This is a genomic window from Brevibacterium sp. FME17, assembly GCF_014897515.1.
Classification (GTDB): domain Bacteria; phylum Actinomycetota; class Actinomycetes; order Actinomycetales; family Brevibacteriaceae; genus Brevibacterium.
The window spans coordinates 25,695-39,184 of the sequence record NZ_JABUYD010000031.1 but is presented as its reverse complement, the minus strand read 5'-3'; the positions used below and the strand labels follow the sequence as shown (position 1 = coordinate 39,184).

Below are 13,490 nucleotides of genomic sequence, written 5' to 3'. Positions count from 1 at the left end.
TGCGAAGGCGGACTTGCTATGAACCGGTGGACTCAACTCACCCTGACACGCAGGGCTGCGCCGAAGACCAGCACAAGGCAACCGGCGCCTGCAGAGATGAGGCCCCACAGCACCGTTCGGTGTCTCCTGCTCGCCATCATCTTTGTCATTCCGGTACGTAGAACTTGTACTGGATGGCGCGGACGACGACCTGTGCCAGATTCTTCGCACCCAACTTGATGCGCAGGTTCCTGGCGTGGGACTTCACCGTGTAGATGGTGAGGACCTGTTGCTCCGCGATCTCCGCATAGTCCAGACCCTCACAGATCTGTGTGAGCAGGAGCTTCTCGCTCCGAGTCAGCTCGGGCACCGCGTCATGAACGTCCGTGGTGATATCACCGCTGATCATGATGTCCTCTGCCAAGGAACGCAGCAGGGCTGGGGACTCCCCCGCAGCTGCTGACCGGGCGACGCCGACGAGCTCGACATCGGTCGCGGACTTATTCACCGCCGCTATCGCCCCGGCCTCGAGTGCACGTGTGATGCCCGGCCCGGGCGAGACCGTAGTGAGCAGAACGATCCGAGCTTCTGGGTCGAGCGACCTGATCTCCTTGGTCGCATCGACTCCGCTCATCCCGGGATGCATGTTGACGTCCATGAGGACAAGGTCCGGACGATGACGGTCGAATGCTTCGACAGCGTCGTCACCGGAGTGCTGAGGTTCGAGAACTGAGAACCCGCCGTCATCGACGAGCGCTGCCGCCACTGCTCTCGTCGTCCACGAATCGTCGTCGACGATGAGCACGGTGATGAGCTCGTCTGCCGGTGGGTCGTCGACCTCCGGGACCCCCGATTCGCTCATGTTCTCTCGCTCGTCGCCGTCGATTGAGCACGGTGGGCGTTCGTTTCGCGAGGCGGTGTGGATGGCGACGCCGAGGTGAAATCGTCGCGCGCGCAGACCGCGTCGACCTCGTCGCCATCGGCCGAGGCGTTGAATTTCAGTGGCTGGGTGACTTCGACGACGACGCGCCCCTGATGATCGGACCCTGTCGTGCAGGTTCCGCCCAGTGCATGAGCGCGACGACTGAGAGAACGGGGCGAGTGTGACAGCAATGCCGCCGCCTCATTCTCGGTGCGGAAACGCAGAACGGCCGCCTCAGTGTCACCACGTTCCCCGGTCACGTCACGCTCGACTGAAACGGTCAGACTCGACTTGGTCTCAGGCAGGGCGTGCCTGATGACGTTCGTCGCCAGCTCGCGCATGATCGCGGTGAAGTGTGCTCCCAGAACCGGGGAGGCGTATCGGGGCAAGTTGCCGACGTTGAGCGTCAGCGCCACGCCTCCGGCTGCGCATCCGTTCTCAATGGCAGCGGCCAGCGCCTTCGCCTCTGCCTGCAGGCGGACCCTGGGGCGTCGATCATCTCCGTCGCTGAGTTGAGCGACGAGACGACGCAGACGCTTCGACGCTTCCGCGTTGACAAGGGAGAGCTCCGCGAGCTGCCGATTGGCGTCGAGATCCTGCGACCCCCTAGCCAGGGCTTTGATGATCGCGCCCTCTGTTGCGAGTGAATTCGAGATCGTGTCGTGCATGTCGCTGGTGAACCGTGCACGCAAGGAATCCACGGCCTGCTGGTGCTCCACGGCGGCGCGCTCCCGGCGACCGATCTCGCGTTGGATCCTCAGCTCGACGAAGCCTGCGGCCAAACCGAGCAGGGAATAGGTGAGCCAGCCGAATCCGAGATCGACGAATCCCTCAATCCCACCGTCGTAGGCTCCCAGCTCGGTGCAGGTGATGAGATAAATGACCAGCCCCGCTGTGCCGATGGCAGAACCGACCCATCGCCGGTGGCTGAGCAGCACTGCCGTGGCGAAGATGAGCGCCTCGGGGAACATGTTCTCCAGATCGGGATAGGCCACGACGAACACGAGACTCAGCCCGGTCGAGACGAACACCGTCGCCAAGGGGAGGAATGGGGAGATGATGATCAGAGCATAGGCGCAGATGAGAAGGGTCATGTAGCGGGGTTCAGCGATTTCGAATGACCCCGGAATCAGCACTGTCAGCCCCAAGATGAGGGCGAGAAGTCGGATCGGGAAGTCCACGAAGCGCGGCCCGCGGAGTAATTGCCACAATCGGGCGGTTCCGCTCCTGTTGCCGTCGTCTAACGCTGATGTCATGGAGCCTATTGTGCTATACCTGCAATCCTGCCGCCTTCGAAGAATCTCATACTTACGTGCGATGTCCTTTCACTGTGAACGCGATAGCGTTGTAAATGCACTCCCCACAACATGCCCCTCGTGAATGACCCGGACCATCCCCGATGGAGCTGGTGACATCACCATATTCCCCAGAGAACTGATGTCACCGGTCCATCCCCCGTGGAACTGGCCCTGTTCGGGCTATATAGACGCACAGCTCGTTGATGCCGATGAGGAAGACTCCGGAGCCGAGCAGAACGGCCCCTGGCACTGTTATGGCGGTGAACAGCAGGATGATTCCAGCAATGAAGAGCGGGTAGCTCAAGCCGGTGAGAAGCAAGGAACGGCGAGCCTCCTCGCGCACCTCACTCACCTCGCGTCTTGTGCTGATCGACTCCGATGTTTGTCCCTGTGGACAAGATTGCGCTCCTGACATTTTTGGTCCACATCCTTCTGCCTCAGAGATGGGCACCGAACTTTTTCGAGGCCACGACAGTTGAACGGCGGCGTATCGACCTCACAACAGGTCGACACGCCGCCATCACAACTCACAGACGTGACCCCGACAGGCGGGGCCATCCTCGCATCAGCCGACCGAAGCGGCGATTGCCTCGTCGATGACGTCGAAGGCGTCGTTCAGCAGTTCATCGGAGATCGTCAGCGGGGGCAGGAAGCGCAGGATATTGCCGAAGGTTCCCGTGGTGAGCACGAGGACCCCGTTCTTTGCACAGTGGTCGGCGATCTTCTTGACCAGGTCAGGGTTCGGGTCGATCGAGTCGTGCTGAACGAACTCGGCAGCGATCATGGCGCCGCGGCCGCGAACGTCGCCGACCTCCGGGTACTTGCCCTGCAGCTTGGTGAGACGATCGGTGACGATCTCACCGATGTGGGCTGCGTTGTCGACCAGACCGTCTTCCTCATAGGAGGCGATGGCGCCTAGTGCCGCCGCACAGGCAACTGGGTTGCCGCCGTAGGTACCGCCGAGGCGACCCGGTCCGACCGAGTCCATGATCTCTGCGCGACCGGTCACGGCCGAGAGAGGCAGACCGCCGGCGATGCCCTTGGCAGTGGTGATGAGGTCGGGGACGATGCCTTCCCATTCGGAGGCGAACATCTTGCCGGTACGAGCGAAGCCAGCCTGGACTTCGTCAGCAACGAAGACGATGCCCTTCTCCTTGGCGAATTCTGTCAGCGCGGGCAGGAAGCCCTCTGCTGGAACGATGAAGCCGCCCTCACCCTGGATCGGTTCGATGACGATCGCGGCGACGTGCTCGGCGCCGATCTGCTTCTCGATCATGGTGATGACGCGTTTGGCCGCATCCTCGCCGCTGACCTTGGTGCCGGCCGCATCGTTGTCGCGGAACGGGTAGGACATGGGGGCGCGGTAGACTTCGCCGGCGAAGGGGCCGAACCCAGCCTTGTAGGGGCTGGCCTTCGCAGTCATCGACATGGTCAGGTTGGTGCGGCCATGGTAGGCGTGGTCGAAGACGACGACAGCGTCACGACCGGTGTGGACACGGGCGATCTTGACAGCATTCTCGACAGCCTCGGCGCCGGAGTTGAGCAGGATTGAACGCTTCTCGTGATCACCCGGGGTCAGACGGTTGAGTGCCTCGGCGACCTCGACGTAGCCCTCATACGGGTTGACCATGAAGCAGGTGTGGGTGAAGGACTCGAGCTGCTCGGCGGCAGCCTTGACGACCCGAGGATTCGAGTTTCCTGCGGTCGTCACGGCGATACCGGCTCCGAGGTCGATGATCTGGTTGCCATCGACGTCCTTGAGGATTCCACCGCCGGCGGCCACCACATAGGCGGGCAGGCTGGAACCGACTCCAGGGGCCACTGCCGACTTGCGGCGAGCCTCGAGTTCACGGGACTTCGGCCCGGGGATCTCGGTCACGATCTTACGTTCCTGCGGCAGAGCTTCTCCGCCAGTTTCCAAAGCTGTCATAACGGGAACAATAGAGCCTCACGACGGTACTTGTCACTTACCGTCCGCAGGCTGAACAGATCACGTCCATCACAGAAGCAGGCAATGCGAAATTCGTTGCTCTCAGTGCTGCTCAGAAAGCGTGCCAAATGCGCTCACGGACCGCTTCATACCGCCGCAGAGGACCACCGTGGCGGGATCGACTGCGATTTCATGTGGACCCGGCCACGGTTTCAGCTGAGGGAAAAACTCAGCGCTTCTGATTCCGCATGTCGACGTCTTTGTTGCGACTCGGCAGGTCGATGTCGTGTTCACGCACGGTCGCGACGATCGTCTCCTGGGCGCCGGCCACGGGGGGCGAATCATCGCCGAGGTCGAAGCTCAGCGGCGCCTCGACGGACAGGTTACGTTTGATCACGGCCAGCCCGATCGGACCCAGCTCCCAATGCAGAGCAACCGAGGTCAGCTGACCCACGGAACGCTCGGCTCCGCGAACCTCAGCGAGCACCTCGGTGCCGGCCTCGGGCTGAATGTGCCCGGATCCGTCGAGATGGACGAAGACGAGACGCCGAGGCGGCTGGCCCAGGTTGTGCACGCGCGCCACGGCCTCCTGGCCGCGGTAGCAGCCCTTGGCCAAGTGCACCGAGGTACGCAGCAGATCGAGTTCGCCGACGAGCGATTTGTGATCGACTTCGTTCACACCGGGGCGCCAGGCGGCAATCCGCAGGGCCTCCCAGGCGTCGTAGCCAGCCATCGTGAAATTGTTCGCCGAGGTGGCCTGCAGGTCCGTTCGCGCAATGATGCCGATGACGAACTGGGTCTCGAGCCCGGGGTGATCCTCCCCTGCCACCTCGAGGCCGAGATCGACCTGCGCGTACGATGCCGAGCCTGTGCCGATGTGCGGCCAGGGGTCGGTCCACAGCTGGGTCACGGGCAGGCTGTCCGGCAGAGTGACGATGGCGCCGAGGCATTGGAATTCGTCGCTGACGTCCTCGATCGTCACGCGCATCATGAAGACCATCTTGCGCAGGAATTCGAGGGTTTCGTCGGTGCGCAGTTCGCTGATCGCCCACAGAGTCTCACCGTCGTCGACGAGCTTCAGCCAGCCTTCGATGCGACCGTTCGGGTCCAGGACCAGGGTCTCTGTGCCGACGCCCGGAGCGAGAGTGTCGAGTTTCTGTGTGGTGATGGAGTTCAACCAGGTGAGGCGATCTGCTCCGCTCAGACGCAGGATGCGCAGATGAGGCAGGTCGACGATCGCACCCTTCTCCAATAGTGCGCGCTGCTCGCGCAGCGGTGAACCGTAGTGCAGCGGCGTGTGCTGCAGTACGCCTTCACCGACGACCGCGGTGGAACTCAGCGGACGGCTCAGTGATGAGGGGCGGGCCTGTGTGGCTTCCGCCTCAGGCAGGTTTGCATCCGCCTCAGACGCTTTGGCTGCGTCGTCGGGAACCTGGGAGGCAGAATTCTCGGAGTCGGGGTCGATCATGTCAGGCGATCTTCTTCAGTCGGGCCGAGGAGTGCGTGGCGAGTTCGTGACCCAGTGCGGCCATGTCCCAGGCCCACATGAGCTCCCCGCCGACGAGGCCGTACATGCGGGTCGAGGCCGTGTATTCCTTCGCAGTCTTGGTCCGGGCGACGACATCGGTGGAGAGGTCGATGCGTGGTCCCTTGACGTGGCCTGCGTAGAGTTCCATCACTCCGTGCGGGTGGACGATCTCGGCTTCGATCTCGAATCCGTCGTCGTTCGTGCGCAGGGTCTCCACGGCAGCGGCCGTGGTGAAATGCGGGTCCTCGGTCGGAATGAGCATTCCGGGGCCCACGTCGCCGGCATCGCGCGGGCGCACCAGCTGCCAGATCCCTGTCTCCAGGGTCAGCGTCGACTCCAGTTCGCCGTCCTCACTCAGCAGCCACGCATGCGCGGTGTACTGCAGGAACGGAGTTCCGGGGTGGGCGGTGAAATCGACGCGCTGCCCGAACTGCTTCTCGGGGGTGTCCGCGTAGCCGACGACTCCGACGCCTTCCCACGAACCGATGAGCCAAGACAGGGGAACGAGCTCGGGGTGAACCGAGGAATCAAGTTCGATCATTGAGTTCAGCGATTGTCTTTGAACAGCGCCGTGACAACCTTGACTCCGACGCCCAGGGCGCCGAGTGCGGCAATGCCGACGAGACTGGTGAAGACGATTTCGAGAGCGACAAGGTTTTCCATGCTCCCAGTCTACATTTCCTGACAGCGGAGTGTGCACCCAGGCCAAGACCTCAGCCCGAGGTCGGCCCGGCTTCCGCTCAAGGTCAGCCCGAGGTCACAGAGCGATGCGTTCCAGGGAGTAGACGACGACGCCGCCGAGGGCGATGGGGGTGGCGCCGAGAGCGAGCTGCACGGCGAAGCTGCGGGCCTTCTCCACGTTCTTCTTCAACTCGATGTTCTGCGAGACTTCAAGGCTCACAGCCTGGTACTGGCTGTGGGCGATGAGCCCGAGCATGCGGTCGACTCCGGCCACCAGCAGCCCCATGATCGCGCCGAGGATCAGCGACACGGGCCAGCTGAGAGAGCCGGTGAAGATGAGGACGGAGAGGATCCCAGCGACCGCGGTCGACATCGCAATCGCCAGCGGAGATGTGTAGATCGCCGGCCAGGGCAGAGCTGTCATACAGCCGGCGACGATGAGTGAGACGAGTCCCACCACGATCGACTCTTTCTCACCGGGTACGGTGATCGCCGCTACCCAGGTACTCGCGGACAGGGCGATGACCACGCCCGCGACCTGCGCCGAGACGTTGGCCACGGCGTCCGAGGCACCCATGCCTCGAGTGAGGTTCTGCACGAAGGTCCACAGCAGTCCGAGGCCCGCCAGAACTGGAAGCCAGTCCAGATAGGGTGCGGTGCTGTCGCGGAATGCCGCGAGCAGTCCGGCCACACCGAAGAGGAACAGCATGATCGAGGTCGCACGGGGCTGCGGAGAGTCCGTCAGCCGGGGCCAGCCGTAGGCGACGCCGAAGACGATGAGCCCCGTCGCCAGCAGAAACAAGGTGTAGCCCCAGTACACGGAGGCACTGAGGGCCAGGGCCAGTACCAGGGCAACAGCTACTCGAATCCATCTGATCACAGCACTATCGTGCCTTACTCGGCCGCGGCGACGCGATCTGGGCCAGTATCGGCGATCCCCCATGAGGCCCGGGGCGCCCGCGAGAGGCCGCCTACGCGGGCATCGACCTGAGTCACGGCCGGGCCTGGTCACGCCCACCGGCCACGCCTACGCTGACCGAATCTGCACAACTGAAACTGCTCAACCGAATCGTTCAACTCCTTGGCCCAAACGGAGGACAGCATGACAACGATGAAACCGGCCTCATCCGGCGACCACTATCTCTTCGACAACGGATCGGACCTGGGAGCGCAGCAGCTCAACTCACTGTCCGCGCTCTTCGACGCACACACGCGTTCGGTCCTGAATTCCCTACCGCTGTCGGCCTCTCCACGGTCGCTGGAGATCGGAGCGGGGAATGGATCCGTGGCCAGGATGATCGCCGAGCACTCCGACGGTCAGGTGTTGGCAATCGACCTCGACACGACACACCTGCCGAAGACTCCCGGAGTCGAGCCGCGTCGACACGACATCCGCGAAGGAGTCCCTGCCGGCCCCTTCGACCTCATCCACGCGCGAATCGTCCTGACTCACTTGACCGCGCGAGAAGAGATATTCGCGTCACTCGTCGATGGGCTGGCACCGGGAGGCTGGCTCGTCCTTGCGGATGTGGGCCTCGCCGAGGAACTCCTCGTGGCCCCAGAGGAATCCGATCATGAAGTCTGGCGCAACTATAACGACGCTGCGTATCGGCAGGTCGGACCGGCCGCCGGGCACGACTACTCGTGGGCAGACCGCACCGAAGCAGCCATGTTCGCTGCCGGACTCAGCGATGTCGTCGCCGAACATGTCGTCCCTCTTGCCCGCGGCGGAGGTCCCTGGGCGATGTATCAATCAAATCTGAGCAGGCAGGCGGAGGTGCCGCTGTTGGCCACTGGGCTGAGTATGGAAGACATGGAGCGGTACCGCACCATGCTGACGGAGCCCGAATTCCGTGCACGCATCTTCTCACTGACCTACACGGCAGGGCGCAAGCCAGCCGCCTGAACGGATACGCAGCCCCTCACCTCCGTGACCCAGCTCCCTCCGCCCGACAGCCTCGGTATACTTTCCCCAGGCCGCACCTTCAGCGGCCGCGCCGAATCCGAGGAGGTGGATGAAGCACATGCGAATCCTGCACATCTGCCCCGCGTCCCCGCACGACCCCCTCCTGGCCCCGGAATCTCTGCAGTACCTCGGCCATCAGGTTCAACGCCTCAGCATCGATCAGCTGCGCCGGACTGACACCGAGTCGATCACTGCCGACGTCATCGTCGCCGATGCCTGCTTCGACCTGTCCCTGGCACCTGCCATCGCCGAGGTGGTGGCCCGGGCCCGTATCGACGCCCCGATCATCGTCGTGCTCAGCGAAGGCGGACTGGCCACCGCCTCGGCGAAATGGAACGTGTCTGACATCGTCCTCACCACTGCCGGCCCCGCCGAGGTGGAGGCCCGCCTGCGTCTGGCACGTGATCATCACGCAACGCAGGTGCCACACGGTGTCACATCGCGGGAAGCCGGGCCCGGTGGGTCCGCGTCGACAACGGGAACCGGCGGATCACGGTCCGAGAGAACGTCGTGGAAAACCAGCGGCCCGTGGACGAGCGAGGGCGAACCCATGATCGTCGTCAGCGGGGCCCTGCGCATCGACGAAACCGCCTTCACCGCACACCTGGGCCCGCGCAGCCTCGACCTGACCTACCGCGAATTCGCCCTGCTGAAATTCTTCGCAATGCACCCCGAACGTGTCTTCACCCGCGACGAGCTCCTGCTCGCGGTCTGGGGCGATGACTACTACGGCGGTACCCGCACCGTCGATGTGCATGTCCGCCGCCTGCGTGCGAAACTCGGCAAAGACTTCGAAAACGCCATCCACACCGTCCGCTACGTCGGCTATCGCTTCAGCCCCGATTCCGCGGCCGCGCACGGTGATGGGGCAGAGTCTGACACCGGCCAGAAGTCCGACACCGGCCAGGAGGCCGACGCTGACCAGGAGTCGGAGCACGAGCAGCCAGAAGCAGAGTCGAACGAGGAGGACGTGAAGGTATGAGAATCGAAGCCAGCGGAGCCGTGACCGAAACCCCGATCGCCACCCTCGCCGAGGCGGAGCTGGCCTTCCTCGACCGCGTGAGCGCAGCCGATGGGTCCGCTGAGATCTCCGGCGGACTCCTGTCCATCGCCACCGGCGAGGACGAAGCACATTCGGCGCAGACGGCCTCGAGCGTATGGCGGATCTATGACGAGGATGAGACTCTCATCGGCTTCGGCATCCGCGCCCTCCAGGGGGACCGACATGCAGCCGAGTTCCTCATCGCCCCCGAACACCGCGGCCACGGCCTGGGCGGGGTATTGCTGTCGACGATCCTTGACGAAGAACCCACCTCCTGGTGCTGGTCGCACGGTGACCACCCCGCCGCACAGGCACTGGCGAAGAAGCATGGACTCGGGCGCGAGCGGGTGCTCTATCAGATGCGCACCGACACCGGTCTTCGCCTCGAAGACCTGCCGCAGACCTCTGCCCCCGACGGCGTCACCATCCGCTCCTTCGCCCCCGGCGATGAGGAAGGCTGGCGGCGAGTCAACAATGCGGCCTTCGACTGGCACCCCGAGCAGGGCTCGCAGACACCGGAGGACTTCGCTGAGATCATCCAGGAATCCGACTTCGACCCGGATTCTGTGGTCCTCGCGATCCGCGATGATCGGGTCATCGGATTCCACCAGACCAAGCTCACGGACTTCGACGATGAGGGCCGCCTCGGCGAGGTCTATGTGGTCGGTGTCGACCCGAGCATCCATGCCAAGGGCGTGGGCAAGGCGCTGACGGTCGAGGGAATGCGCAGGATGGTCGCCGCCGGCGCGAACGTGATCGAACTCTACGTCGAGTCCGATAATGCACCGGCGCTAGGCTTGTACGAGCGGCTGGGATTCCATGTCGCGGTGGCGCACGTGTCCTATGCGCCGGCTTCTTCGACCGAACGCAATCAGGAGTAACGATGTACGACATCACTGCAGCCGGAGCGGAGATGGGTCTGCCGGAGCCAGAGGATCGATTCCTCGACCGGGAGCTGAGCTGGCTGGCGTTCAACGAGCGTGTCCTCGACCTCGCCTCCGACCCTGATATGCCGCTGCTGGAGCGGGTCCGATTCCTCTCTATCTTCGCGACCAACCTCGACGAGTTCTTCATGGTCCGCGTCGCCGGTCTCAAACGCCGCATCAACACCGGACTGGCCGTGCCCAGCGTCACCGGCCGGATGCCGCTTCAGGTCATGCATGCGATCGGGATCCGCGCCCACGACCTCATGACCCGCCACGCGGCCCTGCTCAAGGACGACATCGGCCCCCGCCTCGATGCGGAGTCGATCACGAAGGTCCAGGTGGACGAGCTCACCGAGAATGAACGCGCCCGCGTCGACGAGTTCTTCGCCGGACACGTCTTCCCCGTCCTCACCCCGCTCGCAGTGGACCCGGCCCACCCGTTCCCCTACATCTCTGGACTCTCGCTCAATCTCGGCGTCCTGCTGCGCTACCAGGACTCCGGCAAGGAACTCTTCGCCCGGGTCAAGGTGCCGCCGCGTCTGCCCCGGTTCTTCAACGTCGCAGCCAATTCCGATCGTCCCGTCGGTCGCGATGTGCCCGCCCGCTTCGTCGCGCTCGAGGACATCATCGCCGAACACCTAGGCACGCTCTTCGAGGGCATGGAGATCATCCATCACTCGACCTTCCGCGTCACCCGCAATGAGGACGTCGAGGTCGAAGAGGACGATGCGGAGAACCTCCTCAAAGCCCTGGAGAAGGAGCTTCTGCGGCGTCGCTTCGGACCAGCCGTCCGCTTGGAGATCACGGAGAACATCCACCCCCGGGTCCGCGAGATGCTCAAGGACGAACTCGGCATCGACGAGCCTGAGATCTACCGCCTGCCCACCCCGCTCGACCTCTCCGGAATGTCCGATATCGCCGACGTCCCGCGCGATGACCTGCACTTCCGCAAGATGGTCCCGCAGATGAACAAGGACCTGTCGCTGCGTGAGTCCAGCGATCAGGTCGACGTCTTCGCGGCCGTGGGCAACCGTGACATCCTGCTCCACCACCCCTACGATTCGTTCTCGACGAGCGTGCAGGCCTTCCTCGAGCAGGCGGCGGCGGACAAGAACGTGCTCGCCATCAAACAGACCCTCTACCGCACCTCCGGGGACTCCCCGATCATCGATGCCCTCGTCGACGCTGCGCAGGCAGGCATCCAGGTGCTCGCGGTCGTGGAGATCAAGGCCCGCTTCGACGAGGAGGCCAACATCACGTGGGCGCGCAAGCTCGAACGCGCCGGTGTCCACGTCGTCTACGGAATCGTCGGACTCAAGACTCACGCGAAGCTTTCCCTGGTCGTGCGTCAGGAGGCCGAGGGTCTGACACGCTATTGCCACGTCGGCACCGGCAACTACCACCCGAAGACCGCGCGCGGTTACGAGGACTTCGGGCTGCTGACCAAGGACAAGAACGTCGCCGATGACCTGACGAAGCTGTTCAACCAGCTCTCCGGCTATGCGCCCCGTGCCGAGTACTCGCGCCTGCTCGTCGCCCCCACCCGGGTCCGTTCGGGGCTGATGGACCTCATCAGCAAGGAGATCGACATCGCCGAGGCGGGCGGTGCCGGCATGATCCGAATCAAGGTCAACTCCATCGTCGACGAGGCGATCATCGATGCCCTCTACATGGCCTCCAAAGCAGGAGTTCACGTCGAGGTCTTCGTCCGCGGCATCTGCGCTCTGCGTCCAGGAATTCCCGGATTGAGTGAGAACATCACCGTCCGGTCCGTACTGGGCCGATTCCTGGAACATTCGAGGGCGTTCGTCTTCGGCAACGGCGGCGATCCCATCGTCTACATCGGGTCAGCGGACATGATGCACCGCAACCTCGACCGTCGCGTCGAAACCCTCGTCGAGCTCATCGCTCCGAACCACAAGGCCGAGGTCATCGAACTCTTCGACCTCGCCTTCGCCGACACCACCTCGGCGTTCGACCTTGCCGGGAACGGCAAGTGGACGCGCAGCACCCACGACGATCAGGGCAAGCGTCTCACCGAATACCAGACGGAGCTCATCCGCCGTCATCGCAAGCGTCGACAGATCGGGGAAGAGGAGTGAGCCCGAAATCGGTCGGTTCCGCGCAGGCGTCTTCACGCGTCACCGCCGATGTCCTCGCCGCTGGTGCTCTGTGCTGGCGCACGGGCGGCGAAGGGCTCGAGGTCGCACTCATCCACCGTCCCCGCTACAACGACTGGTCGTGGCCCAAGGGCAAGGTGGAGTCCGGCGAGACCCTTCCCGAGACTGCAATCCGCGAGGTCAAGGAGGAGACGGGACTCGACATCTGCCTCGGCGTGCCCCTGCCGACCGCCGAATACATGGTCGGCGGGAAGAACCTGAAGAAGGTCTTCTACTGGTCAGCTCAGATCAAGGGCGAGCACACCTTCGCACCAGTGAACAAACGCGAGGTCGACGAAGTCAGATGGTTTCCCGTCGCTGAGGCGCGGACGAAACTGACCTCCTATGCCGATCGCGACCAGCTCGACGCGCTGGAGAAGTTCGATTCGACCGACGCTCTGCGCGCCTGGCCGCTGATCCTCGTCCGCCACGGGAAGGCCTTTCCCCGAGCGAAATGGCACGAGACCGAGCATGTGCGTCCACTGCTGGCCTTGGGCACCCGCCAGGCCATGGCGCTGACCGGGCTGCTCTCGGCGTGGGGGGCGAAGAAACTGATCTCGAGCCCCTGGAAGCGCTGCATGGCCACCCTCGCTCCGCTGTCCGCGGCGACCGGGAAGTCCATCCGCAAGGTCTCGTGTCTGAGTGAGAAGGCGAGCACCGCGGATCCCGACAAGACCGCTCGATACATCGAGAAGCTGCTGGAGAAGGGCAAACCGGTCATCTACTGCACCCACCGGCCGGTCCTGCCGCTGATCCTTGACATCTATGCGAAGCACGCCCCCCAGCGCATCGCGGAGAAGCTGCCCCATGAAGACCCCTATCTCAAACCCGGTGAGGTCCTCGTCGCCTATGTGCGTCCGGGTCCGGTTCCCCGCATCGTCGAATTCGAGCGGTTCCGCCCGATCGACTCCTGAACGGCACCTTCATGTCGTACCGACAATGATCCTTTCATAAATTCGGGTATCCCTGTGACCGAGCACTCCCCTGGACGTGAAGCCTTCAGGAGTCATTCACCTTCCGTTCACTAAGCCACTCCCCAGCCTTTACACACGATCCTTA

At 63.7% G+C, this 13,490-nt stretch carries 12 protein-coding genes; 5 read left to right on the top strand and 7 right to left on the bottom strand.

What is annotated here, in order from left to right; translation table 11 throughout:
- Nucleotides 1-145 precede the first annotated feature (145 nt).
- From INT40_RS18880 to INT40_RS18850, 7 genes are all read right to left on the bottom strand, one after another.
- Complete coding sequence (locus INT40_RS18880; RefSeq protein WP_193096737.1) at nucleotides 146-841, bottom strand: response regulator transcription factor; 696 nt, start codon at nucleotides 839-841, stop codon at nucleotides 146-148.
- On the bottom strand, nucleotides 838-2,157 hold the full coding sequence (locus INT40_RS18875; protein ID WP_193096736.1) for a sensor histidine kinase: 1,320 nt from the start codon (nucleotides 2,155-2,157) through the stop codon (nucleotides 838-840). The genes INT40_RS18880 and INT40_RS18875 overlap by 4 nt, the downstream gene beginning before the upstream one ends.
- A gap of 184 nt (nucleotides 2,158-2,341) precedes the next feature.
- Complete coding sequence (locus INT40_RS18870) at nucleotides 2,342-2,542, bottom strand: hypothetical protein (RefSeq protein ID WP_101573901.1); 201 nt, start codon at nucleotides 2,540-2,542, stop codon at nucleotides 2,342-2,344.
- Nucleotides 2,543-2,764: 222 nt separating this feature from the next.
- The gene (gene gabT / locus INT40_RS18865) at nucleotides 2,765-4,129 is read right to left on the bottom strand and encodes a 4-aminobutyrate--2-oxoglutarate transaminase (protein WP_101573899.1); all 1,365 of its coding nucleotides are present in this window, start codon (nucleotides 4,127-4,129) and stop codon (nucleotides 2,765-2,767) included.
- Nucleotides 4,130-4,358: 229 nt separating this feature from the next.
- Entirely contained in the window at nucleotides 4,359-5,597 is a 1,239-nt protein-coding gene (locus tag INT40_RS18860) for a YgfZ/GcvT domain-containing protein (RefSeq protein WP_193071201.1), read from the bottom strand.
- Between the two features lies 1 nt (nucleotide 5,598).
- On the bottom strand, nucleotides 5,599-6,198 hold the full coding sequence (locus INT40_RS18855) for an FABP family protein (protein ID WP_101573895.1): 600 nt from the start codon (nucleotides 6,196-6,198) through the stop codon (nucleotides 5,599-5,601).
- A gap of 216 nt (nucleotides 6,199-6,414) precedes the next feature.
- A complete protein-coding gene (locus INT40_RS18850; RefSeq protein WP_257930215.1) occupies nucleotides 6,415-7,218 on the bottom strand; it encodes an ammonia permease in 804 nt (267 codons plus the stop codon).
- A 222-nt stretch (nucleotides 7,219-7,440) separates the two neighbouring features.
- On the opposite strand from INT40_RS18850, the gene INT40_RS18845 reads away from it, so the two are divergent.
- The 5 genes from INT40_RS18845 (at nucleotide 7,441) to INT40_RS18825 (ending at nucleotide 13,345) form a co-directional block, all read left to right on the top strand.
- Nucleotides 7,441-8,244 (top strand): class I SAM-dependent methyltransferase, encoded by an 804-nt coding sequence (locus INT40_RS18845; RefSeq protein WP_101573893.1) that lies wholly within the window; start codon nucleotides 7,441-7,443, stop codon nucleotides 8,242-8,244.
- A gap of 118 nt (nucleotides 8,245-8,362) precedes the next feature.
- Nucleotides 8,363-9,286, top strand: a complete 924-nt coding sequence (locus INT40_RS18840; protein ID WP_193071281.1) for a winged helix-turn-helix domain-containing protein — start codon at nucleotides 8,363-8,365, stop codon at nucleotides 9,284-9,286.
- A complete protein-coding gene (gene mshD, locus INT40_RS18835) occupies nucleotides 9,283-10,227 on the top strand; it encodes a mycothiol synthase (protein ID WP_193096735.1) in 945 nt (314 codons plus the stop codon). The genes INT40_RS18840 and mshD overlap by 4 nt, the downstream gene beginning before the upstream one ends.
- Before the next feature lie 2 nt (nucleotides 10,228-10,229).
- The gene (locus tag INT40_RS18830) at nucleotides 10,230-12,374 is read left to right on the top strand and encodes an RNA degradosome polyphosphate kinase (RefSeq protein ID WP_193096734.1); all 2,145 of its coding nucleotides are present in this window, start codon (nucleotides 10,230-10,232) and stop codon (nucleotides 12,372-12,374) included.
- Complete coding sequence (locus INT40_RS18825; protein ID WP_101573887.1) at nucleotides 12,371-13,345, top strand: NUDIX hydrolase; 975 nt, start codon at nucleotides 12,371-12,373, stop codon at nucleotides 13,343-13,345. Before INT40_RS18830 ends, INT40_RS18825 begins: the two co-directional genes overlap by 4 nt.
- Nucleotides 13,346-13,490: the final 145 nt, after the last annotated feature.

Coding starts and splice junctions, on each gene's coding strand:
- INT40_RS18860 (WP_193071201.1), bottom strand. CDS start 5,597: ATGATCGACCCCGACTCCGAGAATTCTGCCTCCCAGGTTCCCGACGAC.
- INT40_RS18875 (WP_193096736.1), bottom strand. CDS start 2,157: ATGACATCAGCGTTAGACGACGGCAACAGGAGCGGAACCGCCCGATTG.
- INT40_RS18855 (WP_101573895.1), bottom strand. CDS start 6,198: ATGATCGAACTTGATTCCTCGGTTCACCCCGAGCTCGTTCCCCTGTCT.
- INT40_RS18845 (WP_101573893.1), top strand. CDS start 7,441: ATGACAACGATGAAACCGGCCTCATCCGGCGACCACTATCTCTTCGAC.
- INT40_RS18840 (WP_193071281.1), top strand. CDS start 8,363: ATGCGAATCCTGCACATCTGCCCCGCGTCCCCGCACGACCCCCTCCTG.
- gabT (WP_101573899.1), bottom strand. CDS start 4,129: ATGACAGCTTTGGAAACTGGCGGAGAAGCTCTGCCGCAGGAACGTAAG.
- INT40_RS18830 (WP_193096734.1), top strand. CDS start 10,230: ATGTACGACATCACTGCAGCCGGAGCGGAGATGGGTCTGCCGGAGCCA.
- INT40_RS18880 (WP_193096737.1), bottom strand. CDS start 841: ATGAGCGAATCGGGGGTCCCGGAGGTCGACGACCCACCGGCAGACGAG.
- mshD (WP_193096735.1), top strand. CDS start 9,283: ATGAGAATCGAAGCCAGCGGAGCCGTGACCGAAACCCCGATCGCCACC.